The sequence below is a fragment of the Pseudomonas sp. B16120 genome (assembly GCF_044218845.1).
Taxonomy (GTDB): domain Bacteria; phylum Pseudomonadota; class Gammaproteobacteria; order Pseudomonadales; family Pseudomonadaceae; genus Aquipseudomonas; species Aquipseudomonas paracarnis.
In genome coordinates, this window is record NZ_CP162588.1 from 899,207 (window position 1) to 923,045 (window position 23,839).

Genomic DNA, 23,839 nt, shown 5'->3' on the forward strand with positions numbered 1-23,839 from the left:
AACTGGCCTATAGCTCTATGATCCGCCCCATCCCAACCCACGAGGACATTTCATGAGCGCAGGACACAGCCACGCCCAAGTACGCGCCGGCCACGAACGCAAGTTATGGATCGCCCTGGGGCTGACCGGCAGTTTCATGCTGGCCGAAGTCATCGGCGCCTTTGTCACCGGCAGCCTGGCGCTGTTGTCCGATGCAGCGCACATGATGACCGACGCCCTGGCCCTGGCGATTTCCCTGGTGGCGATCCAGGTCGCCAAGCGCCCGGCAGACCGCAAGCGCACCTTCGGTTATGCGCGGTTCGAGATCCTGGCGGCCGCCTTCAATGCATTACTGCTGTTCGCCGTGGCGTTCTACATCTTGTACGAGGCTTACCAGCGGCTGCAGGCGCCCGCCGAAATCCAGTCCACCGGCATGCTGGTGATTGCGCTGCTGGGGCTGGTGGTCAACCTGATCTCCATGCGCCTGCTCAGCGCTGCCAGTGGCGAGAGCCTTAACGTCAAGGGCGCCTACCTGGAAGTCTGGAGCGACATGCTGGGCTCCGTCGGCGTGATCATTGCCGCGCTGGTGATCATGTTCACTGGCTGGGGTTGGGTTGACTCCGTGGTCGCGGCCGCCATCGGCTTTTGGGTATTGCCGCGCACCTGGACGTTGCTCAAGGCGAGCATGAACATCCTGCTGCAAGGTGTGCCGGAGGGTGTGGACATCGAGCAGGTGGAGCAGGCCATCCGCAGCGTGCCGGGGGTCAGGGACGTGCACGACCTGCATATCTGGGCCCTCACCAGTGGCAAGAACGTGCTGAGTACGCATCTGGTCGCGGATGCGTCCCAGGGCACTGAGCAACAGATCCTCAGCCGAGTGACGGAGTTACTGCACGAACAGTTCGATATTTCCCACGCCACGATCCAGGTCGAGGGCGAGGGTTTTCAACATGACGATCACGACGAAGTGCATGCCTGAGCCTGGCTAACGGATTTGTAATCTTTCGCCCACGGCCCTGATAAGTACCGAAAGCTACATTGCCCCCGCTGGGAAACCTCAGCGACTTCATGGGCGTGGAACTCTCGTTATGGCAATTTTTGTTAGAACACTGTTGGGGGCGGCGGCATTGGCAGTGTGGATATCCGCAAACGCCGCCCAGGCACAACCCCTCACCCTCGATGCTGCCTTGCAAACCGCCTTCGCCAACAACCCGGACCTGGCGGCCGCACAATGGGAAATCGACATCGCCGAAGGCGGCCGCCAACAGGCCGGCTTGATCCCCAATCCGGTGGCCTCCTGGGACGCCGAAGACACCCGCCGCAACAGCCGCACCACCAGCATCAAACTCAGCCAGACCCTGGAACTGGGCGGCAAGCGCGGTGCGCGTATCGAAGTGGCCACCCGCGCCCAGGATGCCGCCGCGCTGACCCTGGAGCAGCGTCGCAACTTGTTGCGCGCCGAGGTCATCGACAGCTACTACGGCGCCCTGCGTGCCCAGGAACGCCTCGACCTGGCGCAACGCTCCATGACGCTTGCCGAGCGCGGCCTGGTGGTCGCCAACGGGCGCGTCACTGCTGGCAAGTCGTCACCCGTGGAAGCCACTCGCGCCCAGGTGCAGGTGTCGCAAATCCGTCTGGAATTGAACCGCGCCCAGATCGGCCTCACTGACGCCTACCGTCGTCTGGCCACCAGCACCGGCAGCGCCGCCACCGACTTCCAGGTCGTCGCCACGCCAAGCACTTCCGTACCGGCGTTACCCGCCGCCGCGCCATTGTTGGCACGCCTTGAGCAGACCGCCGAATTGCGCCTGGCCGAACTCAACATTGTGCAGAACGAAGCCAGCGTGGGCCTGGAAAAAGCCCAGCGCATTCCGGACCTGGACGTGTCCATCGGCAGCCAATACGACGCCAGCGTGCGCGAACGGGTGAACCTGGTGGGCGTGTCGATGCCGATCCCGTTGTTCAACCGCAACCAGGGCAACATCCTCGCGGCCACCCGACGCGCCGACCAGGCCCGCGACCTGCGCAACGCCGCCGAACTGCGCCTGCGCACCGAAACCCGCCAGGCCCTGGACCTGTGGCAAACCGCGAACACCGAAGTGCGCGCGTTCAACCAGCAGATCCTGCCCGCCGCACAAAGTGCGGTAGACAGCGCCACCCGTGGCTTCGAGATGGGCAAGTTCAACTTCCTCGACGTGCTCGACGCCCAGCGCACCTTGATCGCGGCCCGTACCCAATACCTTGCTGCCACCGCCCAGGCCACCGAGGCCTGGGTACGCATCGAACGCATTTACGGCGACCTCGCCCGCTTTTGATTTTTCCTGGAGTCTCCTGATGAACAAAAAACATGGCATGGCGCTCGCCGTCGCCCTGGGCCTGATGCTGTCGGGCTTCGCCCACGCCGAGGAAGAAGAAGGCAAGCTCGAACTCACCGAGCAGCAGATTCAAGCCGCCGGCATCCAGTTGGCCCAGGCGCAACCGCGCGCCATCAGCACCGTGCTGACGCTGCCGGGCGAGGTGCGTTTTGATGAAGACCGTACCTCCCACATCGTGCCCCGTGCGGCGGGCGTGGTGGAGGCGGTGAAGGTCAACCTGGGCCAGTCGGTGAAGAAGGGCGAACTGTTGGCGGTGATCGCCAGCCAGCAGATTTCCGACCAGCGCAGCGAATTGGCCGCCAGCGAGCGCCGGGTCGAACTGGCGCGCACTACCTTCCAGCGCGAGCGTCAGTTGTGGCAGGACAAAATCTCTGCCGAACAGGATTACCTGCTGGCGCGGCAAACTCTGCAAGAAGCCGAAATCGCCCTGAACAATGCGCGGCAAAAAATGACTGCGCTCAGCGGCACTGCCGTATTGGCCGGCGGCAATCGTTATGAACTGCGTGCGCCCTTCGCCGGTGTGGTGGTGGAAAAACACCTGGGGGTGGGCGAGGTGGTCAGTGAAACCAGCAATGCCTTCACCCTCTCGGACCTGTCCCAGGTGTGGGTCACCTTCGGCGTATTTCCCAAAGACTTGAACAAGGTTCGCGTGGGCAAACCGGTGAAAGTCAGCTCGACGGAAATGGGCACCGAAGTGCTGGGTACCGTGGCCTATGTGGGCAACTTGCTCGGTGAGCAGACGCGCACCGCTACCGTGCGGGTGACGGTCCCCAACCCTGACGACGCCTGGCGCCCGGGCTTGTTCGTGGCCGTGCAAGTGGCCACCGATACCTACCAGGCCAAGGTGACCGTGCCGCAAACCGCTATCCAGACCGTCGAGGACAAACCCTCGGTGTTTGTGCGCACGGCGGACGGCTTTATCACCCGCCATCTTGAACTGGGCGTCAGTGAAAACGGTTACGTCGAAGTGCGTAAAGGCCTGGAGGCCGGCGCGCAGGTGGCGACGGCTGGCAGCTTCATCCTCAAGTCCGAACTGGGCAAAGGCTCGGCCGAACACGCCCATTGATCCTGCGAGTGATTCCCCATGTTTGAGCGCCTTATCCAATTCGCCATCGAGCAGCGCATCATCGTGTTGCTGGCGGTGCTGTTGATGGCCGGTGTCGGCATCGCCAGCTATCAGAAACTGCCCATCGACGCAGTGCCTGACATCACCAACGTACAGGTGCAGATCAACTCGGCGGCGGCCGGTTTTTCGCCGCTGGAAACCGAGCAGCGCATTACCTTTCCCATCGAGACGGCCATGGCCGGCCTGCCGGGCCTGCAGCAGACGCGTTCGCTGTCGCGTTCCGGTTTGTCCCAGGTCACGGTGATTTTCAAGGACGGCACCGACCTGTTCTTTGCCCGCCAACTGGTCAACGAGCGTCTGCAAGTGGCGCGCGAGCAATTGCCCGACGGCATCGAAACCGCGATGGGGCCGATTTCCACTGGCCTGGGGGAAATTTTCCTGTGGACCGTCGAAGCCGAGGACGGTGTGCGCAAAGAGGACGGCACGCCCTACACTCCCACCGACCTGCGGGTGATCCAGGATTGGATCATCAAGCCTCAATTGCGCAACGTGCCAGGCGTGGCCGAGATCAATACCATCGGCGGCTTCGCCAAGGAATACCAGATTGCGCCAGACCCCAAGCGCCTGGCCGCCTACAACCTGACCCTCAACGATCTGGTCACGGCGCTGGAGCGCAACAATGCCAACGTCGGCGCCGGTTACATCGAGCGCAGCGGCGAACAGTTGTTGATCCGCGCGCCGGGCCAGGTGGCGTCTATCGACGACATCGCCAACATTGTCATCACCACCTCGGACGGCACGCCGATCCGCGTGCGCAATGTGGCCCAGGTCGACATTGGTCGTGAGCTGCGTACCGGCGCCGCCACCGAAAACGGCCGTGAGGTGGTGCTGGGCACGGTGTTCATGTTGATCGGCGAGAACAGCCGCAGCGTGTCCCAGGCGGTGGCGAAAAAGCTTGAGGAGATCAACCGCTCGCTGCCCGAAGGCGTGGTGGCTGTCACTGTTTACGACCGCACCAACCTGGTGGAAAAAGCCATCGCCACCGTGAAGAAAAACCTCTTCGAAGGTGCATTGCTGGTGGTGGCGGTGTTGTTCCTGTTCCTGGGTAATATCCGTGCAGCGCTGATCACGGCGATGGTGATTCCGCTGGCGATGCTGTTCACCTTCACCGGCATGTTCACCAACAAAGTCAGCGCCAACCTGATGAGCCTGGGCGCGCTGGACTTCGGCATTATCGTTGACGGTGCGGTGGTGATCGTCGAGAACGCCATCCGCCGTCTGGCTCATGCGCAACACCGTCATGGCCGGTTGCTGACCCGCAGTGAACGCCTGCACGAAGTGTTCGCCGCGGCCAAGGAGGCGCGACGCGCGCTGATCTTCGGGCAGTTGATCATCATGGTGGTGTACCTGCCGATCTTCGCCCTCACGGGCGTGGCCGGGAAGATGTTCCACCCGATGGCCTTCACGGTGGTGATTGCCTTGCTCGGCGCGATGATTCTGTCGGTGACCTTCGTACCGGCGGCGATTGCGTTGTTTGTCACCGGCAAGGTCAAGGAAGAAGAAAACATTGTGATGCGCAGTGCACGCCGGGTGTATGACCCGGTGCTCAACTGGGTGATGGTGCGTCGGCCCTTGGTGTTCGGCCTGGCCGCACTCACCATCGTCGTCTCGGGTCTGGTTGCCAGCCGCATGGGCAGTGAATTTATCCCCAGCCTCAGCGAAGGCGACTTTGCCCAGCAGGCGCTGCGTGTGCCCGGCACCAGCCTGACCCAATCGGTGCAGATGCAGCAGCAACTGGAAAAAACCTTACTGGCCCAAGTGCCGGAAATCGAGCGGGTGTTTGCACGCACCGGTACGGCGGAAATCGCCTCCGACCCGATGCCGCCGAATATTTCCGACAGCTACGTGATGCTCAAACCCAAGGACCAATGGCCGAACCCGAAGAAGTCCCGCGAGGCAATTATCGCTGACATCCAACGGGCCAGCGCGATTGTGCCGGGCAGCGTGTATGAGCTGTCGCAGCCGATCCAGTTGCGTTTCAACGAGCTGATTTCCGGAGTGCGCAGCGATGTGGCGGTGAAGGTGTTTGGCGATGATATGGCGGTGCTCAACCAGACAGCTGGGGAAATCGCCGAGACCTTGCAGAAGCTCAACGGCGCCTCGGAAGTGAAGGTGGAACAGACCTCCGGCCTGCCGGTGCTGACCATCAATATCGACCGCGACAAGGCCGCTCGCTTTGGCCTGAATGTAGGTGATGTGCAGGACACCATCTCCGTCGCGGTCGGTGGGCGCCAGGCCGGTACGCTGTACGAGGGTGATCGGCGTTTTGATATGGTGGTGCGCTTGTCCGATACGTTGCGCACCGATATCGACGGCTTGTCACGCCTGTTGATCCCGGTGCCGGCGCTGGCGAGTAGTACCTCGGGGCAGTTGGGCTTTATCGCCTTGTCCCAGGTTGCCAGCCTCGACCTGGTGCTGGGCCCCAACCAGATCAGCCGCGAGAACGGCAAGCGCCTGGTGATCGTCAGCGCCAACGTGCGCGGGCGCGATATCGGCTCGTTTGTCGAGGAGGCCGAAGCCGCCATCACCACCCAGGTGAAAGTCCCCGCCGGTTACTGGACCACCTGGGGCGGCCAGTTCGAACAGTTGAAGGAGGCTTCTGAACGCTTGCGCATCGTGGTGCCGGTGGCCTTGCTGTTGGTGTTCGGGTTGCTGTTCATGATGTTCAACAACCTCAAGGACGGCCTGCTGGTGTTTACCGGCATCCCATTCGCGCTCACCGGCGGGATCATGGCGCTGTGGCTGCGCGATATTCCGTTGTCGATTTCAGCGGGGGTGGGCTTTATCGCCTTGTCGGGCGTTGCGGTGCTTAATGGCCTGGTGATGATCGCCTTCATCCGAAACCTGCGCGAGGAAGGTCGCTCATTATCGGTGGCGATCCACGAAGGCGCGTTGACCCGTCTGCGCCCGGTGCTGATGACCGCGCTGGTGGCGTCCCTGGGGTTTATCCCCATGGCGCTCGCCACCGGCACCGGTGCCGAAGTGCAGCGCCCATTGGCGACAGTGGTGATTGGCGGGATTATTTCTTCGACCTTGCTGACCTTGCTGGTGCTGCCGGCGTTGTACCAATGGGCTCATCGCCGCGATGAAGAGACCGCCTGACAACCGTGAAAACGCCGCAACCCCCCTGGGGGAGCGGGCTTGCTCGCGAATGCGCCGGGTCAGTCGATACCTGTACTGACGGATACACCGCCTTCGCGGGCAAGCCCGCTCCCACAGGGGGCCAACGGTGCTTCCAGAGCCTGGGGAAACACCAGGCTGAACCGCGTAAAACGCCCAGGCTGGCTGGTGACATGAGCATGCCCCTGATGCAAATGCATGATCGATTTCACGATGGCCAGCCCCAGCCCGGTGCCGCCCTCGGCACGGGTACGGCTGCTGTCGGCGCGGTAGAAACGTTCGAACAGGTGCGGCAGGTGGTGCGCTTCAATGCCTCGCCCCGGGTTGCCCACCGACAGCGATACGCTCTGCTCGTAGGTCTCCACCAACAGCAACACGGTAGAGGCCTCGGGTGTGTGGCGAATGGCATTGGAGAGCAAGTTGGAAATCGCCCGCTGGATCATCAGCCGATCGCCCGTCACCCAGGCATCGCCGCGCAGGCTCAGGGTGATGTGTTTGTCTTCGGCACTCAGGGCAAACAACTCCATCACCCGCTGGGCTTCCTGCGCCAGGGACACCTCGGTGAATGAGGCCCGGGCCGCCGGGTGGCTGACCTGCGCCAGAAACAGCATGTCGCTGACAATCCGCGCCAGGCGTTCGAGCTCTTCGGTGTTGGATTCCAGCACCGCCTTGTATTCCTGCGGCGGGCGCTGGCGCGACAGGGTCAACTGGGCCTTGCCCATCAGGTTGGTCAAGGGCGCGCGCAGTTCGTGGGCCAGGTCATCGGAGAATTGCGAGAGTTGCTGCACCCCGGCGTCCAGGCGGTCGAGCATCACGTTGATGCCGTGGGCCAGTTCACCCAGTTCGTGGGGCAGGTTGTCCACAGACAAGCGATGGGTGAGGTCTTGGGTGGTGACTTTCGCCGCCACCTGGCTGAACTGCTTCAACGGTGCCAGGCCCCGTTGCACCAGCCACCAGGCGCCCATGCCAATCAGTATCAGCAGTAGCGGCAACGCAATCAGCGTGGCGCGCAGGTAGGCACTGAGCAATGCCTGGTCGTCCATGCGGTCCAGGGACAGCAGCACCCGCACGCGTTCACCGTTGGCCAGGCGCATCAAGCTGGAGGCACTGAGTATCTGGTTGCCGTAGCTGTCGACCCAATTGAGATAGCCCAGGGTTTCCCGTGGCTTGAAGTCGGTGAGCAGTGGCTCCTGGGGCTTGCTGCCGACGTTCAGCAGCACGCTGTTATCGGGCGCGGTACCGACGATGGTCAGGTGGAAATTGTCGTGGCCGATCACCAGGTCCATCAGCGAGTGCGGGCGGGCGCGGATGGCATGGGCGTCCAGGCCCAGGGCCAGGCTGTGCTGGATCTGTTCCATCTTGCTTTCCAGGTTCTTGCGCGCGAGTTTTTCCAGCTCATGGGTGAGGGCCAGGTAGGCCAGGGTCGCCAGCAGCAACACCAGGCCCGCGCCCATCAGGCTGACCGTCAGGCCCAGGCGCATCGACAGGCTGCCGGTCTTCATGGGCGCGCTTCCAGCACGTAGCCCACGCCGCGAATAGTGTGGATCAGCTTGACCTCGCTCTGGTCATCCACCTTGGCGCGCAGGCGGCTGATGGAGACTTCGACCACGTTGGTGTCGCAGTCGAAATTCATGTCCCAGACCAGTGAAATAATCTGTGTGCGGGTCAGCACTTCGCCGGCCTGGCGCATCAGCACTTGCAACAGGGCGAACTCCTTGGTGGTCAGGTCGATGCGCCGGGTGCCGCGATAAGCGCGGTGGCGGCGCGGGTCCAGTTCCAGGTCCGAGACGCGGAACACTTCCGGCTGTGGAATGTGCTCGCTGCGACGCATCAGGGTGCGCACGCGGGCCAGCAGTTCGGGAAACTCGAACGGCTTGACCAGGTAATCGTCGGCGCCCATGTCCAGGCCCTTGATCTTGTCAGCCAGCCGGCCACGGGCGGTGAGCATCATCACGCGCTGGGTGCCGTTGCGGCGCAATTCTTCCAGTACTTGCCAGCCATCCTTGCCCGGCAGGTTGACGTCCAGAATCACCAGTTCATAGGCGTGTTGCCCTGCCAGGTGCAGGCCGTCGACGCCATTGGCGGCGCAGTCGACCACGTAGCCACTTTCGTTCAGGCCCTGTTGCAGGTAGTCGGCGGTTTTCTGCTCGTCTTCAACCACAAGAATACGCATGGGGGTTACCTCTTGAATTAGGGGGAGAGAAGGCGCCCATGTCCCTATGGCGGCGGTTTCGGAAGTGGGAAAAGTCTGAAGGCTAAAGTAGCTTTAGGGTCAACTGCGACCGTCGGTCGCATGTGTCGCAGGCAAAAAAAACGCCCCAAGCGGGGCGTTAAAAATTCATCTCTTTCCAAAGGAGCTACACAAAAGCTTCAGAGATGAATGTGCTCGGGTGAATAAGTTGAAGCGAGTATAGAAAGTTCCACTTAACGAGAAGCTGAGGCCAATATTACAATTTTGATAACTGGCTATTTGTGAACAGATGTTAGTTAATCGCGAGCGAATGTAAGGGCTACAGCACGACCAATGGGTATTCGGCAATCAGACGAACTTCTTCCAGGTCTGACTCGAACGCACTGGAGCGCACGGTGGCCTGGCGCAAGCGCAGGGACAAATCTTTCAAACGCCCACTTTGCACCACGTACTTGGCCTCGATATCCCGTTCCCAACGGCGTTGATCGGTCAAGGGGTTACCCGCTGCATCACGGCGCATATACACGGCATTGGCGTTGCTGTAGTCGGCGCCGGTGCCTTTGCCGTAGCGGGTCATGAACGACAGGCCGGGAATGCCGAACGCCTGCATGTCCAGGTCGTAGCGCAGCATCCATGAGCGCTCCTTGGGCGCGTTGAAGTCGCTGTACTGGATGGAGTTGTTGAGGAAGATCGAGTCTGACTGGCGCAGGTAATCAAAATCATCGTCGCCGTTGTTGCGCTGGTGCGACACGGCCAGGCTGTGGGCACCGACCTTGACCCCGAGCCTGGCGCTCCAGATGTTGTTGTCGAACTCGCCGAGCCGTTTCTGGCCTTCGTCCACGGCCTTGTAGTAGTTGAAGTCGCCGAACAATGACACGTCGTCGGTCAATGCGTAATTGGCATTGCTGCCGAAGTAGTACTGATCCCAGGCGTCCTTCAAGCGGCTGCTGTACAGGCTAAAGCCCAGATGGCTGTTGAGCTGGTAGTCACCGCCGAAGTAGGCGATCCAGGGCGAGTCGACCTTGCCTGCATAGAAGGTGGCAAAGCCTTTTTTCATGCCGCTTTCACTGGGCTGGCTCATGCCGCTCAGGCGCCCGCCTTGCAGGCTCAAGCCTTCCACGCTGGTGTTTTGCAGGGTGACGCCGCGAAAGCTCTCGGGCAACAGGCGAGAGTCGCCGTAGGCCACCACCGGGGTGAGTGGGAACACGTCGCCGGCCTTGATCACCGTGTCCAGCACGCGCAGTTTCGCCGCGCCGCCGATTTTGCTGTAGCTGTCTTCCGGCTGGTTGTCGCTGTTCACCGGCAGCACGCCGAACGAGCCTTTGCCGCCGCTGCGGCCGCTGCCCGAGTCAAGCGTCAGGCCGTACATGGCGAACGCGTCCAGGCCAAAACCCACGGTGCCCTGGGTAAAACCGGATTCGAATTTGCCGATAAAGCCCTGGGCCCAGGCTTCGGAGTAACCATTGCCAGTGGGGCTGGACTGGCCTTTGCGGTCATCGCGGTTGAAGTAGAAATTGCGTGCCAGCACGTTGATGCGGCTGCCCTCGATAAAACCTTCGGGCTTGTCCTCCACCGCCAAGGCGGCCATGGGCAGTGCAGCCATCAGTGAAAAGGGAAGGGTGTAATGACGAATGCTCATGATGCGCTCCTCGGTGATGGCAGTTATCGGCTTCTTATAGAGGCGGGCGTTTTTATTGATCTGGCCCTGGCTGATAGTTGCAAACGACGGATAACAGCTGCATGGCGCGAAGATTACAATTCTGGAAACTAACGGCCATCTAACAAATAAGTAATGTTCTGGTGAACCTGGCGTCAGGGTGGGTTGGTTAATCTCGACACTGAACTTTTCAGTCGAGGAAACCGCGATGAACTTTTATAAAGCAGGTTTGGCTGTATTAACGGCTGTGTTGTCATTCGGCGCACTGGCCGAAGGGGGTGGGGATCGCACCTTTGCCCTGATGATGGAGCGCAATGAGAAAGCCATGGCCGCCTACGCCATCAAAAAAGGCAAGCCGGTGCCCGAAGTCCAGGCGTACCGCTATGGCATGGACCTGGACATTGCCAAGGTCGTCAACGTGACGCCGCCGATCCGCTCGTGCAACGCCGTGCCGTCGCGCATGACCTACGAAGACTCCAGCGGCAAGCTCAATACCCTGGAGTATCAGGTCATGGGCGTGTGCCGTAACAATGGCGGTTGAAAATATAGTTCGGCCCAGGGCTCAAGCGCTCTTCAGAAAACCCCGGCAGCGCCGATGCAAGGGAGTACACCCACCTCACTTGCCTAACGGTGCCCCATGTTCAATACCCGCCTGAAGCAGGAGCTGACCGCTCTGCGCGAAGAATTGTCGAGCTTGCTTCAGGTGAAAGAGAGCCTGGAAAGCGAAATGCTCTGCCTGACGCTGGACCCTGAAGGCCGTGTGGAGTGGGCCAATGCCAACTTCCTGCAGGAGCTGGCTTACTCGCTGGGCGAGATTGTCGGGCGCGCGATCGAAGACCTGGTGCCGGCCCACGTGCGCCAGGACGAGTTCCAGCTGCGCTTCAAGCACGCGCTGGCCCGCGGCGAACACTTTGCCGGCGCCGTGCGCCTGATGCGCGGCAATGGCAAGGAAGCCTGGTTGCGCTCAATCGTGCAGCCGGTGCGCAGTTCGGAGGGGCGCATCAAGCAGTTTTCGATGTTCTCCAGCGACCTTACCCGCACCATCGAGAGTTCGCGTGAACATGAAAACCTGATCACCGCGCTGATGCGTTCTACTGCGTTGATCGAGTTCGATCTGGAGGGGCATGTACTCACCGCCAATGACCGCTTCCTCGGTGCCATGGGTTACAGTCTGGCGCAGATCGAAGGCAAACATCATCGTATGTTCTGTGAACCACAGGAATACAACAGTGCCGAATACCAACAGTTCTGGAAGCGCCTGAACGCCGGTGAGTTCGTCGCCGCGCGCTTCAAACGCGTGGACAGCCACGGCCGCCTGGTGTGGTTGGAGGCCACCTACAACCCGGTGCTGGACGCCAATGAGCGGTTGTACAAAGTGGTCAAGTTCGCCACGGTCATTACCGACCAGGTCAACCGCGAGCAGGCGGTGGCCGAGGCCGCCAATATTGCCTACAGCACCTCGTTGCAAACCGACGACAGCGCCCAGCGCGGTACCACTGTGGTCACCCAGGCCGTGGACGTGATGCGCGACCTGGCCCAGCACATGCAGCAGGCCGGCGAAGGTATCGAGGCGCTGAATGCCCAGTCCCAAGTGATCGGCAGCATCGTCAAGACCATCAGCGGCATTGCCGAGCAAACCAACCTTTTGGCGCTCAACGCCGCCATCGAAGCGGCGCGTGCCGGTGAACAGGGGCGGGGCTTTGCGGTGGTGGCCGATGAAGTGCGGCAATTGGCGTCACGCACCAGCAAAGCCACCGAGGAAATTGTCGGTGTGGTGCGCCAGAACCAGGACATGGCCCGCGACGCGGTGGCCTTGATGGCCGACGGTCGTGCGCAAGCCGAGCAGGGCCTGGCCCTGGCGGCGGAGGCGGGTACCGTGATCGTCGAGATTCAGGACGGTGCGCAAAAGGTGGTGAGTGCGGTCGGGCAGTTTGCCAATCAGCTGTCGAGCTGACCTGTCGGGCTTGTGCTTGAGGTATCGTAGGTCTTTTCTCGCTTGCAGAGCTGATCGACCATGAGCCCTACGTTCCGTCGCCCCGTACCACTGTCCAAGGCTTACCGTTTGCTCAACCACGGGCCGACCGTGTTGGTGAGTGCAGCCCACAACGGCCAGCGCAATATCATGGCCGCTGCCTGGGCCATGCCGCTGGATTTCGAACCACCGAAAGTCGCGGTGGTGCTCGACAAGGCCACCTGGACCCGCCAACTACTGGAAGGCGCCGGCACTTTTGTGCTGCAGGTGCCTTGTGTTGCGCAGGCTGATCTGGTGCAGACGGTGGGCAATACCCGCGGCGTTGAAACCGACAAATTCGCAGCCTATGGCCTGCACACTTTCAGCGGTGAGCACACCGAGGCGCCGATGCTGGAAGGCTGCGTGGCCTGGCTGGAATGCCGCTTGCTGCCCGAGCCGCATAATCAGCAGACCTATGACCTGTTCCTGGGCGAAGTGGTCGCGGCCTATGCTGATGAGCGGGTATTCAGCGAGGGCCGCTGGCATTTTGAGGGGCATGATGAACTGCGCACGTTGCACCATGTGGCGGGCGGAAACTTCCTGGCCATTGGTCAACCGGTTGTCGGGCGCCAGCTCTGACAGAGGCGCAAAGCCACGAAGATCAACTGTGGGAGCTGGCTTGCCTGCGATGGCATCATCTTGGTGTACCTGATGTACCGAGGTGTCTGCATCGCAGGCAAGCCAGCTCCCACATGGGGTTTATGGTGTCTTCAGGTTCGTGGCATGCACTCGAGGGTGCGGTTTACTACGGTCTTGGCCATCTCCAGCAAGTGCCATGCGGCATGGATTCGGGCGCGGTCGTGGGGTTGCAGGTGATCGCAACAGTCCCACACCGTGGCCGATGCGCTGTTGATCAGATGGGAAATATAGAGTTGAGCGTCTTCGAAGCTGAGTTCTTCATTGACGACTAGGCAATCCATGGGTGGATCGGGAAGTGCTTTGGTCATGGTGTAACTCCTGATTGAGGCAGAAGCCGGCCCAGTCGCGACTAAACGAAGGGTGGCGGCTGTACGCAGGTTAGTCGACCGGCTAATCAGGAAAATCCGGCGCACCCGAGGGTGCCCTGCGCACAGCCACCATAAAACCTCATGGAGGACCATGCGCCTGATTAGAGTCCGGGCGACTAAACCCGATCACTGAAAAGGCAGTGACGGGCCGAAGACTAGCCATCGATTCCAACAGGCACAAGGCGGCAGGGATTGTCTCGGAAACGTCCTGCAATTTAAAGGGACGCAGCTTGCTGGCCCTTTACAAACCATGACCAAATGCCAGCAACGCCACCTCATCCAACTGTGGGAGCTGGCTTGCCTGCGATGGCATCAATAAGGTGTGTCTGATACACCGCGGTGTCTGCATCGCAGGCAAGCCAGCTCCCACAGTCCAACCCAGTACTCAGCGTCCGAGCATTTTCACCCAACGCGATGGCGGCATGCCGTAGGTGCTGCGAAATTGGCGGGTCATGTGGCTTTGGTCGGTAAAGCCTGCGGTCATCGCCGCATCCACCAACGATTGGCCCTGGGCCAATAAGTGGCGCACCAGGTCCAGCCGGCGCATGGTCAGGTAGCGGTAGGGGCTGGTGCCGAACAACAGACGAAAATCCCGCGATAACGCCCACCGGTCGCGGCCGGCATGGTCGGCAATTTCATCGAGGGTGATGCTGCGGCCCAGGGCGCTGTGGATGAATTCACGGGCGCGTTCGGCCGCGACGTAGTCGAAGGATTTAGGGCGAATGAGGGCCCCGGACGCAGCGCTCAGCGCGTGGGCCAGGTCGAACATAGCGTCTTGTTCTTGCATCGGGTCTATCGGGCAATCCAGGCTCTGCAGCAACACTTCGCTGGCGCGGTGCAGCCGTGGGTCGGTGGACAAGCCGCCGGGGATAAACGGCAACGGCTGGCCACCGAGGATCTGCTGGATCAGCGCCGGCTCCACATAAATCATCCGATACTTGAAGCCTTCGTCGCTGCCGGCGCGACCGTCATGGGTTTCATCGGGGTGGATCACCATGGTGGTGCCAGGCAGGCTGTGGGTCGTGCCGCCGCGATAATGAAAACTCTGTACGCCGAACAACGTGCGCCCGATGGCGTAGGTGTCATGGCGATGAGGGTCGAAGGCAAAGCCGGCAAAGTACGCCTCGATACGGTCAAGGCCACTGGCGTGGGGCGCGCGGTGCAGCCAGTCGAGGGAGTGGATGGGGTTGCCCATGGTGACTTGTCACAAAAGGAGGTGGAAACACGTTAACTGAGTCTGCACCGGTTGTCTGCTGGGGTCTTGTACGATTGTGCAGGTATTGGGCAATGCACATCGGGTAGCGAATCGCTGACCACCCATGGTAAGAAGCCTTACTTTCAACAGTGAGGCCGGGTCATGAGCAAGGTGCGGGTAGGGATTATTTTTGGGGGGCGTTCGGCTGAGCATGAGGTCTCGCTGCAATCGGCGCGCAACATTGTCGATGCCCTTGATCGCTCACGCTTCGAGCCGGTTTTGATCGGTATCGACAAGGCCGGTCACTGGCACCTTAATGACACCTCGAACTTCCTGCTCAACCAGGAAAACCCGGCGCTCATCGCCCTCAACCAGTCCAACCGTGAATTGGCCGTGGTGCCCGGCAAGGCCAGCCAGCAAGTGGTAGAGACCTCTGGCCAGGGCGTGCTTGAACACATCGACGTGATCTTCCCGATTGTCCACGGCACCCTCGGTGAAGACGGTTGCCTGCAAGGCTTGCTGCGCATGGCGGACTTGCCCTTCGTCGGTTCCGACGTGCTCGGCTCGGCGGTGTGCATGGACAAAGACATCAGCAAGCGCTTGCTGCGCGACGCGGGCATTGCGGTCACGCCGTTCATCACCCTTACGCGAGCTAATGCGGCGCGCACCTCTTTTGAAACGGCCGCTGGCAAGCTCGGTGTGCCGATGTTCGTCAAGCCCGCCAACCAGGGTTCGTCGGTGGGGGTAAGCAAAGTCGGCAGCGAAGCCGAGTACCGCGCTGCCGTTGAACTGGCGTTGGGGTTTGATGAGAAGGTGCTGGTGGAGTCCGCCGTCCAGGGCCGTGAGATCGAATGCGCCGTGCTGGGCAATGACGAGCCCATCGCCAGCGGTTGTGGCGAGATCGTGGTGAGCAGTGGTTTCTATTCCTACGACAGCAAATACATCGATGGCCAGGCCGCCCAGGTGGTGGTGCCGGCGGCGATCAGTCATGACGCCAGCGAGCGGATCCGCAGCCTGGCCATTGAGGCGTTTGAAGTGTTGGGCTGCGCCGGGTTGGCGCGGGTGGATGTGTTCCTGACGCAGGACGGCGAAGTGCTGATCAACGAGATCAACTCACTGCCCGGTTTTACCCGCATCAGCATGTACCCCAAGCTGTGGCAGGCGGCAGGCATGAGCTACAGCGAGCTGGTGAGCCGGTTGATCGAGCTGGCGCTGGAGCGGCATGCGGGGCGCAAGGGCTTGAAGATCAACCGCCAGTGATTGGCCCGAAGCAGTAACGCGATCAGGCGTTACTGAGTACTTCGCGAAAAACGTCCGGCCTTATGGCCGCAATATGCAGTAGCGAACGTGCTGCTCCGGAAGGTGCGCGACGCCCTTGCTCCCATTCTTGAAGGGTTCTTACTGACACGCCCAGAAGCTCGGCAAATTTGGGTTGTGAGAGCCCTGTCTTGCTTCTTGCTTCGGCAGCCTGAGTGACCTCAACGTGCTGCACGGCACCGTAACGTCCCGCTTTGACATCCTGAATGGCTGTGAGTAGTTCTTCGCCTATATTGCGTTTGGCGTCACGTTCCTTCAGTTCTTTATCAGTGAGTGGCATGGTTCATTTCCTTTGCGATTTTGTACAGGATATGTGCCGGAATATTCTCCGTGGCGCTCTTGCCATAAATCAGTAGCGCGACGACTGCTCCGCACTCCAGTTGTGTGGTGTAGATGACCCGCACTGATCCACTTTTACCCCGGCCCTTCATGCTCCAGCGTATCTTTCGGCAACCTCCCGAGCGCGGAATGACATTTCCAGCATCAGGATGGCTGGCGAGAAACGCCATGAAGATACCTTTTTCATCTTCAGTCCAATAGTCAGGCCATTGCCTGCTGAAGAGAGGGGATTCTATGAGAGTGAACACGCGAAATTCTACGTCTTTGACGTAGCCTCTGGCAAGAAAGGGCGGGCCAGAAAATCGCAGGTGAGATGGGGCTGCTCAAGAAGGTTTTTATCGCAAAAGATGACATGGCACTTTGAGTTCTGGCGCTCCGCGTAGGATTTAAGGCGTAAGGGTGCAGGTCTTTTTTTATAAGCCTGTACGGATAGATCAACACCTTAATCACCCAACGCCTCACCTTCACGCCGAGGGTCCGCGCCACCACTGAGCGTCACCTTGCCCTGGGCATCCCGTGTGCGCACGATGGCCTGCACGCCGCTGGTCATCTCGATCTCGCTCAGGGCGTGGCCCTTGTCCTTGAGCGCCTGTTTAAGCGCCGGGCTGAACAGCCCAGCTTCCAACTCGGTAGCACCATTGCGACTGCCGAAGTTGGGCAGGCTGATGGCCGCCTGCGGGTCGAGCTTCCAGTCGAGCATGGCCACCAGGGATTTACTCACGTACTCGATGATCTGCGAGCCGCCGGGGGAGCCGACGGTAGCCAGCAGTTCGCCCGAGTTGCGGTCGAACACCAAGGTCGGCGCCATGGCCGAGCGTGGGCGTTTGCCCGGTTGTACGCGGTTGGCTACAGGCTGGCCGTTTTCTGCGGGGATGAACGAGAAGTCGGTCATCTGGTTGTTGAGCAAAAAGCCCTGGACCATCACATGAGAGCCGAATGCTGCTTCAACCGTGGTGGTCATCGACACGGCGCCGCCCTGGTCGTCCACTGCCACCACCTGTGAGGTGGAGATGCGCAGCGGCGAGCGGTCTGGCGCATACGCTACCTGAATACCGGCGGGTTGGCCGGGCTTGGCGATGCCCATGCTGCGTTCGCCGATCAGCGTGGCGCGCTGCGCCAGGTAACTCGGTGCGACGAGGCCGGCGACGGGTACGGGGGTGAAGTCTGCATCGGCCACGTACAGCGCGCGGTCGGCAAAGGCCAGGCGCCCGGCTTCGGCGAGCAGGTGCACGGCCTCGGGTGTCGGCTCAAGCCCGGCCGGCGAGGCACTCTTGACCGGTGTCATAGGGGCGATGGCCAGGCGCGGGGTGCGGGTTTCCAGCGCCTGCAGTGTCCCGAGGATCTGCGCCACGGCAATCCCGCCCGAGGACGGCGGTGGCATGCCGCAGACCTTCCATTGTTTGTAGTCGGTGCACAGCGGTGCGCGTTGCTTGGCGGTGTAGCTCTTGAGATCAGCCTGGGACAGGCTGCCGGCATTGCGATGGCCCTGCACCTTGCGTGCGATCTCATCGGCAATCGATCCTTGGTACAACGCATCCGGCCCTTCCTTGGCGATGCGCTTGAACACCGCGGCCAGAGCCGGGTTTTTCAACAGCGTGCCGGTGGCTTTTGGCGAGCCATCGGCATTCAGGAAGTACGCCGCCATGTCGGGCGATTGCGCGATAAAGCGGTCAGTCGCGATCAAGCTGTGCAAGCGTGGGGAAATGGCGAAGCCTTGCTCCGACAGGCGAATCGCCGGTTCAAACAGCTTGGCCCATGGCAAGCGGCCGCTCTTTTGGTGCGCCATCTCCAGGGCGCGCAATACCCCTGGAGTGCCCACCGAGCGCCCGCCAATCTGCGCATCCGTGAACGCCATCGGCGTACCGTCGGCCTTCAGGAAAAGACGCTCCGTGGCCCCGGCCGGCGCAGTTTCGCGGCCGTCATAAGCCTGCACGTTGTGCCCATCCCACAGCATGATGAACGCACCGCCGCCGATGCCGGAAGACTGCGGTTCCACCAGGGTCAATACCGCTTGCATGGCAATCGCCGCATCAATGGCTGAACCGCCTTGACGCAGCATTTCACGCCCGGCTTCAGCGGCCAGCGGGTTGGCGGCGGCGGCCATATGGCGCTCGGCGTGGCGGGTGCTCAGGTCGGTGCGGTAGCCCGAGCCCAGCTCTGGCGCCGGAGGCTGTTCGTTGACGGGCGTGTGGCAGGCGGCGAGGGCCAGGGTTGCGGCGATGACTGTCAGACTGCGGCGGGAAATCAAAAACACGCGCTGAACTCCGTTCATGTTGAGAAGGTGCTGTGGTCCTTGGGCTACTGCGTTGTTTACAGGTAAATCGTGCCTTGCATGTACAGCACGGCCTTGCCGGAAATAATCACCCGGTCACCCTGCAGTTCACAGCGCAGCTGGCCCTTACGCTGGCCGCCTTGCTCGGCGCTCAATTGCGATTTGCCCAGGCGCTCGGCCCAGAAAGGTGCCAGCGACGTGTGCGCCGAGCCGGTAACCGGGTCTTCATTAACGCCCACATTCGGGCCGAACCAGCGCGAGACAAAATCAAACCGAGTGCTTTTAGCGGTCACCGCAACCCCGCGTTTAGGCAGGCCTTTGAGCCGCGCAAAGTCCGGTGTGAGAGCCGCCACCTGTGCTTCATCTTCCACCAGCACGATGTAGTCGTCGGTGCCAAACACCTCGGCGTTTTCAAGCCCCAGGGCGCTCAACATGCCGTGGGGCGGCTCGCAGCGTTCGGGTTTTTTGGCCGGAAAATCCATCGCCAGCTCATCGCCGTTGCGCGTTACCCGCAACTCGCCGCTACGGGTGGCAAAGCGCAGAACCTGCGGGGCGTCCGCCAACTTGTGGATCAATACCCACGCGGCTGCCAACGTGGCATGGCCGCACAGATCCACCTCGACTTCCGGCGTGAGCCAACGCAACTCATAGAACTCGCCACGGGGTACAAAGAACGCGGTTTCCGAAAGATTATTCTCGGCTGCAATCTGCTGCAGTTGCTCGTCGGCCAGCCACTCAGTGAGTGGGCACACCGCTGCCGGGTTGCCGCCGAAGGGATGGTGGCTGAAAGCGTCGACTTGGTAGATGTCCAGTTGCATCGGGGCACTCCGTGTTTAGGGGAGGCAGGACACTAACAGTGGGGTTGGGGGGCGTCAAAATACAGTTGGGGAGTTTTTTTGCGCGCATAAAAAAACGGCCTACCTTTCGGTAAGCCGTTTTTAGTACTTGGTGGCTACACAGGGACTTGAACCCCGGACCCCAGCATTATGAATGCTATGCTCTAACCAACTGAGCTATGTAGCCAAGTGGCGCGCATTATTCGCTTGGAACGGCAATGCGTCAAGCGTTTTTGTTGAAAATTTTTCTACGCTTTCAACTGTTTAAGCCAAAGCGCTGATTTTGGCGACGGGCGGTGGCGAATGCACCGTGCATGAGGGGAGCGCAAGCGCTAAGCGTCTTCGAGGGTCTACTCACGGGCCCAGTCCGACAGTGTTGGGCAGATATCCCTGTCGCCCAACGCTTGACTGGCTAGTTCAACTTACTGATGCAGTGGGGTGTGGGTGACGCGCTTGAGCTGTTCGCGTGCCCGTGACAGGCGCGAGCGCACGGTGCCGATAGGAATGTCCAGTACGTCGGCGGTGTCCTGGTAACTGCCGTCGGTTTCCAGGGAGGCATACAGTGTTCTGCGCATCTCTGTGGGCAAGTGATCAATTGCGCTCAGGGTATTTTCCAGGCGTCGGTTGACCTCGAATTCCCAATCCAGGCTGTGGTTTTCTTCATGGCCATGCCACAGCGACTCGTCGAATTCGCAATGAGAGGGCTTGGCATACAGGCGCCGGAAGTGATTGCGGATCAGGTTCTGCGCGATGCCGCACATCCAGGTGCTGAGCGTCGCGGTACCACTGAAGCGCTCGCGATTGCGCCAGGCCTCCAAGTAAGTCAGTTGCAATAGATCATCCGCGTCTTCCGGGTTGAGGACCCGTTTGTGAATGAAGCGCCGCAGTTTTTTCTGTTGATCGTCTGTCAGATGGAGCATGAATTGAGGCGAATTGCCACCAAGGTGAACTAAGGCTTCAATAGGGATATTCATGATTTTTTCCTTAAGGTAGACGCAGTCGAAAACGTATCGACAGGAACCCGATTGCACTGCGTGTGCCAAAGAGAAAAAATCGTTTAATAGCTTGATATACATAGATAAATATTTTGAATGGAGGTGTTTTTACGCAGACTTTTGCACGGGGGAACAGGTGCCTGTGCAAGTCTTTTCAAACCCGCCTCAGCCTCAAATTTCTATGGAACCGTATGGGTGGGCCTCGCCACACAGGGAAAACACTCTTCCTGAACTGGCCTGTCCATGAAAGTCGAATCTCGCAACGATGTGCAAACGGTCCAAAGCTCGGATCAACCTGTTATCAACACTGGCTCCGTGCCTTCACCTGCGAAGGGTGTCGACGAACTGGCCCATCTGTTCAATCAGGAAGTGGAGCTCAATAAGCTCCCGCTGGCCCATCGGCAAATGGGCGTGCGCGTGCCTGCGGCTGAAAAGCTGGTGGAGCTTTATGACCAGTTGGGTCACCCGGCCCAGGCGAGCATGGCTTCGGTTTCGCGCCGAATCAGGATGCAGTTGCTGCAAAGCGCCAGTCTCGAAAAATTGCTCGACCTCGCCGGAGGCGACCCGGCGCGTGCTTTCGTGGTGCTCAAGCATGTGGTGAGCGAGGCGGACGCTGAAGTCCGTAAATCCGAAGCGGCCCTTGCACACGCAGCCATCGCCAAGCTGGAGGCGCGTTTCAAGGGCGAAATCCAGGCCGGCCTGAACATCGCCTTAACACTGCAAGCCGCCAGCGTGGACCCCGAGGAGCGCCAGGCCCTACGTGCGCTCTACTACGCCAGCGTGGTCACGCGCCAATCCCTGGCAACAATGATGCAAGCCCTGCTGGGTGTATACGGCGGTGATGGGTTTCAAGCAGGGCTTAACGTGATGCGTAAAGCCCTGGCAGACGATATTGCCGCCTTGGTGTCCTCGGTGCCTACACCATTGCTGCGCTCCTTGCTGGTGGGGCTGCGAAGCTGCGGGCAGTTGAGCGCAGTGCTGGCCAGTTGCGTGACGTGCAAGCAGCGCCTGGAGATGGAGGATGAGGCCGTTACGCTGCTGCAGCGCCTGCTCGGATATGCCAGCAGCGGCATAGGCGCCGATGAAATTCTGCGGTTGGGGAATGAGATGGGGAGTGGTTCGCCTACCAGGCAATTGACAGCTCTCAACGCGCTTTACCCTCTGATCCGGCAGTTACCTTTGGCCTTGTGGCCTGACACCAGAGTCCGTGAGGAAACCTTGTTCAAGTTTGTAGCGGTGATGGACGAACTGAACCGGATCGATGGCGGAACCCAGCGTTCTCCTGAGCTGGCCGAGGCTATGACGTGACTCTGCTGTCGACCATCAATGGCTTACTGCTCAAAGTGGCACAGCGAGCTGAAGTGCTGGGCGCTGTGGTGGTCATGGCCATTATCTTTATCTTTATCGTTCCACTGCCGACCTGGCTGGTAGATATTCTGATTGCTCTCAATATCTGCATATCTTGCCTGTTGATCGTACTGGCGCTTTATCTACCGGGCCCTTTGGCGTTCTCGTCGTTCCCGTCGATCCTGTTGTTGACCACTATGTTTCGATTGGCGCTGTCGATCGCGACCACGCGCCTGATCTTGTTGGAACAGGACGCCGGTGACATCGTTGAGGCGTTCGGTAATTTTGTGGTGGGGGGAAACCTGGCGGTGGGGATGGTGATCTTCCTGATCCTGACCCTGGTCAACTTCCTGGTGATCACCAAGGGTTCGGAGCGGGTTGCCGAGGTCGCGGCGCGATTTAGCCTGGATGCAATGCCGGGTAAGCAGATGTCTATCGACAGCGATTTGCGTGCCGGGTTGATTGACGGTGTGCAGGCGCGCGACAAACGCGATCAGCTGTCGCGTGAAAGCCAGCTGTTTGGGGCCATGGATGGCGCCATGAAGTTCGTCAAAGGCGACGCCATCGCCGGTTTGATCATCGTCGTGGTCAACCTCTTGGGCGGCTTCTCCACGGGCATGTTCCAGCACGGGTTGAGCGCTGCCGATTCCATTTCGTTGTATTCGGTGCTGACGATTGGCGATGGCCTGATAGCACAGATTCCAGCGCTGCTGATCTCTCTGACTGCGGGCATGATCATCACCCGCGTGGCGCCGGATGGACGCAAAGGCGTCAGTAACATGGGCGTCGAAATTGCTCGGCAAATGACCAGCGAGCCCAAGAGCTGGGTGATTGCCTCGGTGGGAATGCTTGCGTTTGCCCTAGTGCCGGGCATGCCTACCCTGGTGTTTATTCTTATCGCGCTGATCACCGGCTGTGTGGGTTACTACCTGGTACGCCAGCGTCAACGACAGGCAGAGCCCGCCAACGAAGCCGCCGAGGTCGTTCGACCTGAAGAGAACGGTAAAGAGGACTTGCGCGGATTTGATCCGTCGCGCCCCTACCTGTTGCAGTTTTCCCCCGTGCTGCGCGGAACGCCTGAGGTGACGGACCTGATTCATGGGATTCGCCAGGCGCGAAACTCGCTGGTCGCCAATATCGGCCTGACATTGCCGCCGTTCGAAGTTGAACTCGATGATTCCCTGGCCGCCGATGAAATGCGCTTTTGCGTGCATGAGGTGCCCATGGTCAGGGCGTCAGTGGTCAACCATGTGGCTGTTGAGCGCAAGGCGCTGACGGTTGAGCCTGAGCACGCCATACCGGGGCTGGCTGAGCGGGATGAACAGGATTGGCTCTGGTTGCCTCCTGATGACCCGCTGCTGGAGGACCCAGAGCTGGAGCGCTTCACGGCTACGCACCTGATCCTGGAACGCATGAGGCAGGCAATGATGCTTAGCGGGCCGCAGTTCCTGGGGATTCAGGAGAGCAAGTCGATCTTGAGTTGGCTTGAGCATAACCAGCCGGAACTGGTGCAGGAACTGCAGCGCATCATGCCGCTCTCGCGTTTTTCGGCGGTGTTGCAACGCCTGGCCAGTGAAGGCGTGCCGCTGCGAGCAGTGCGGCTGATTGTCGAGTCGCTGATCGAGTACGGGCAGCATGAGCGTGAGCCGGAAGCCCTGGCCGACTATGCGCGCATTGCCCTCAAGGCACAGATCTACCACCAGTACAGCGAGGCCGATGGCCTGCATGCCTGGCTGTTATCTCCGCAGAGCGAAAACATCCTGCGCGAGGCGCTGCGCCAGACCCAGACCGGCGTGTTTTTCGCGCTGGACGAGAACCACAGCGCGGCCTTTATCAGTTTGCTCAACCAAGCCTTTGTTCTAAGGGCCAAGAGCAAAAGTGTGATGTTGGTGGCGCAAGACTTGCGCAGCCCATTGCGGACCTTGCTGCTGGAAGAGTTCAACCATGTACCGGTGCTGTCTTTCGCTGAGTTGGGAAGCACATCCAAGGTCAAGGTCCTGGGGCGCATAGACCTGGGCCAGGAAGCCTTGATGCGGGGGGCGGCGGCATGAGCCTGCGGCCATGGTTAACAC

At 60.5% G+C, this 23,839-nt stretch carries 19 protein-coding genes, 1 tRNA gene and 2 pseudogenes; 11 read left to right on the forward strand and 11 right to left on the reverse strand.

From position 1 onward, the window contains the following. Nucleotides 1–52 precede the first annotated feature (52 nt). From AB4P90_RS04360 to AB4P90_RS04375, 4 genes are all read left to right on the forward strand, one after another. Nucleotides 53–958: a cation diffusion facilitator family transporter gene (locus AB4P90_RS04360; RefSeq protein ID WP_014716792.1), complete on the forward strand. Its 906-nt coding sequence runs from the start codon at nt 53–55 to the stop codon at nt 956–958. Nucleotides 959–1,067: 109 nt separating this feature from the next. After that, nucleotides 1,068–2,294 (forward strand): TolC family protein, encoded by a 1,227-nt coding sequence (locus AB4P90_RS04365; protein ID WP_032902209.1) that lies wholly within the window; start codon nt 1,068–1,070, stop codon nt 2,292–2,294. Nucleotides 2,295–2,313: 19 nt separating this feature from the next. Then, a complete protein-coding gene (locus AB4P90_RS04370) occupies nt 2,314–3,420 on the forward strand; it encodes an efflux RND transporter periplasmic adaptor subunit (RefSeq protein ID WP_020301440.1) in 1,107 nt (368 codons plus the stop codon). A gap of 18 nt (nt 3,421–3,438) precedes the next feature. Beyond that, nucleotides 3,439–6,582 (forward strand): CusA/CzcA family heavy metal efflux RND transporter, encoded by a 3,144-nt coding sequence (locus tag AB4P90_RS04375; protein ID WP_395605685.1) that lies wholly within the window; start codon nt 3,439–3,441, stop codon nt 6,580–6,582. Between the two features lie 59 nt (nt 6,583–6,641). On the opposite strand, the gene AB4P90_RS04380 is transcribed toward AB4P90_RS04375, so the two are convergent. The 3 genes from AB4P90_RS04380 to AB4P90_RS04390 all read right to left on the reverse strand — a co-directional run bounded on the left by AB4P90_RS04380 (nt 6,642) and on the right by AB4P90_RS04390 (nt 10,430). Further along, nucleotides 6,642–8,102, reverse strand: a complete 1,461-nt coding sequence (locus AB4P90_RS04380; RefSeq protein WP_395605686.1) for a heavy metal sensor histidine kinase — start codon at nt 8,100–8,102, stop codon at nt 6,642–6,644. Then, nucleotides 8,099–8,773, reverse strand: a complete 675-nt coding sequence (locus AB4P90_RS04385; RefSeq protein ID WP_014716797.1) for a heavy metal response regulator transcription factor — start codon at nt 8,771–8,773, stop codon at nt 8,099–8,101. Before AB4P90_RS04385 ends, AB4P90_RS04380 begins: the two co-directional genes overlap by 4 nt. 337 nt (nt 8,774–9,110) lie before the next feature. Next, nucleotides 9,111–10,430 (reverse strand): OprD family porin, encoded by a 1,320-nt coding sequence (locus tag AB4P90_RS04390; protein WP_395605687.1) that lies wholly within the window; start codon nt 10,428–10,430, stop codon nt 9,111–9,113. Nucleotides 10,431–10,656: 226 nt separating this feature from the next. Here AB4P90_RS04390 and AB4P90_RS04395 point away from each other — a divergent pair, with 226 nt between their 5' ends. The 4 genes and pseudogenes from AB4P90_RS04395 (at nt 10,657) to AB4P90_RS04410 (ending at nt 13,038) form a co-directional block, all read left to right on the forward strand. Further along, nucleotides 10,657–10,989 carry a DUF2790 domain-containing protein gene (locus tag AB4P90_RS04395; RefSeq protein ID WP_014716799.1) on the forward strand — a complete coding sequence of 111 codons (333 nt, stop codon included), beginning with the start codon at nt 10,657–10,659 and terminating at the stop codon, nt 10,987–10,989. 186 nt (nt 10,990–11,175) lie between these two features. After that, nucleotides 11,176–11,814, forward strand: a pseudogene (locus AB4P90_RS04400) (PAS domain-containing protein); the annotation flags it as partial. Between the two features lie 156 nt (nt 11,815–11,970). Then, a pseudogene (locus AB4P90_RS04405) lies at nt 11,971–12,402 on the forward strand (methyl-accepting chemotaxis protein); the annotation flags it as partial. Nucleotides 12,403–12,462: 60 nt separating this feature from the next. Next, complete coding sequence (locus AB4P90_RS04410; protein ID WP_236466029.1) at nt 12,463–13,038, forward strand: flavin reductase family protein; 576 nt, start codon at nt 12,463–12,465, stop codon at nt 13,036–13,038. Between the two features lie 131 nt (nt 13,039–13,169). Here the strand turns inward: AB4P90_RS04410 and AB4P90_RS04415 are convergent, their stop codons facing one another. Then, nucleotides 13,170–13,406 carry a hypothetical protein gene (locus AB4P90_RS04415; protein WP_050587211.1) on the reverse strand — a complete coding sequence of 79 codons (237 nt, stop codon included), beginning with the start codon at nt 13,404–13,406 and terminating at the stop codon, nt 13,170–13,172. Nucleotides 13,407–13,851: 445 nt separating this feature from the next. Continuing rightward, complete coding sequence (locus AB4P90_RS04420) at nt 13,852–14,661, reverse strand: AraC family transcriptional regulator (RefSeq protein WP_060766646.1); 810 nt, start codon at nt 14,659–14,661, stop codon at nt 13,852–13,854. Between the two features lie 162 nt (nt 14,662–14,823). Here AB4P90_RS04420 and ddlA point away from each other — a divergent pair, with 162 nt between their 5' ends. Further along, the gene (gene ddlA, locus AB4P90_RS04425) at nt 14,824–15,921 is read left to right on the forward strand and encodes a D-alanine--D-alanine ligase (protein WP_038448779.1); all 1,098 of its coding nucleotides are present in this window, start codon (nt 14,824–14,826) and stop codon (nt 15,919–15,921) included. A 22-nt stretch (nt 15,922–15,943) separates the two neighbouring features. Here ddlA and AB4P90_RS04430 read toward each other — a convergent pair whose 3' ends face one another. From AB4P90_RS04430 to AB4P90_RS04455, 6 genes are all read right to left on the reverse strand, one after another. Then, entirely contained in the window at nt 15,944–16,258 is a 315-nt protein-coding gene (locus tag AB4P90_RS04430) for a DNA-binding transcriptional regulator (RefSeq protein ID WP_019817027.1), read from the reverse strand. Next, nucleotides 16,245–16,487 (reverse strand): hypothetical protein, encoded by a 243-nt coding sequence (locus AB4P90_RS04435; protein WP_395605688.1) that lies wholly within the window; start codon nt 16,485–16,487, stop codon nt 16,245–16,247. Before AB4P90_RS04435 ends, AB4P90_RS04430 begins: the two co-directional genes overlap by 14 nt. 272 nt (nt 16,488–16,759) lie before the next feature. Then, nucleotides 16,760–18,589: a gamma-glutamyltransferase gene (gene ggt, locus AB4P90_RS04440; protein ID WP_339233015.1), complete on the reverse strand. Its 1,830-nt coding sequence runs from the start codon at nt 18,587–18,589 to the stop codon at nt 16,760–16,762. Nucleotides 18,590–18,627: 38 nt separating this feature from the next. Beyond that, nucleotides 18,628–19,407, reverse strand: a complete 780-nt coding sequence (locus AB4P90_RS04445; protein WP_020301448.1) for a PhzF family phenazine biosynthesis protein — start codon at nt 19,405–19,407, stop codon at nt 18,628–18,630. 128 nt (nt 19,408–19,535) lie between these two features. Then, nucleotides 19,536–19,612: transfer RNA gene (locus tag AB4P90_RS04450), tRNA-Met, on the reverse strand. 235 nt (nt 19,613–19,847) lie between these two features. Next, nucleotides 19,848–20,399, reverse strand: a complete 552-nt coding sequence (locus AB4P90_RS04455; protein ID WP_014716807.1) for an RNA polymerase sigma factor — start codon at nt 20,397–20,399, stop codon at nt 19,848–19,850. Nucleotides 20,400–20,663: 264 nt separating this feature from the next. Here AB4P90_RS04455 and AB4P90_RS04460 point away from each other — a divergent pair, with 264 nt between their 5' ends. Further along, the gene (locus AB4P90_RS04460) at nt 20,664–21,728 is read left to right on the forward strand and encodes a TyeA family type III secretion system gatekeeper subunit (RefSeq protein ID WP_395605689.1); all 1,065 of its coding nucleotides are present in this window, start codon (nt 20,664–20,666) and stop codon (nt 21,726–21,728) included. Further along, a complete protein-coding gene (sctV, locus tag AB4P90_RS04465; protein ID WP_014716809.1) occupies nt 21,725–23,818 on the forward strand; it encodes a type III secretion system export apparatus subunit SctV in 2,094 nt (697 codons plus the stop codon). The genes AB4P90_RS04460 and sctV overlap by 4 nt, the downstream gene beginning before the upstream one ends. Nucleotides 23,819–23,839 lie beyond the last annotated feature (21 nt).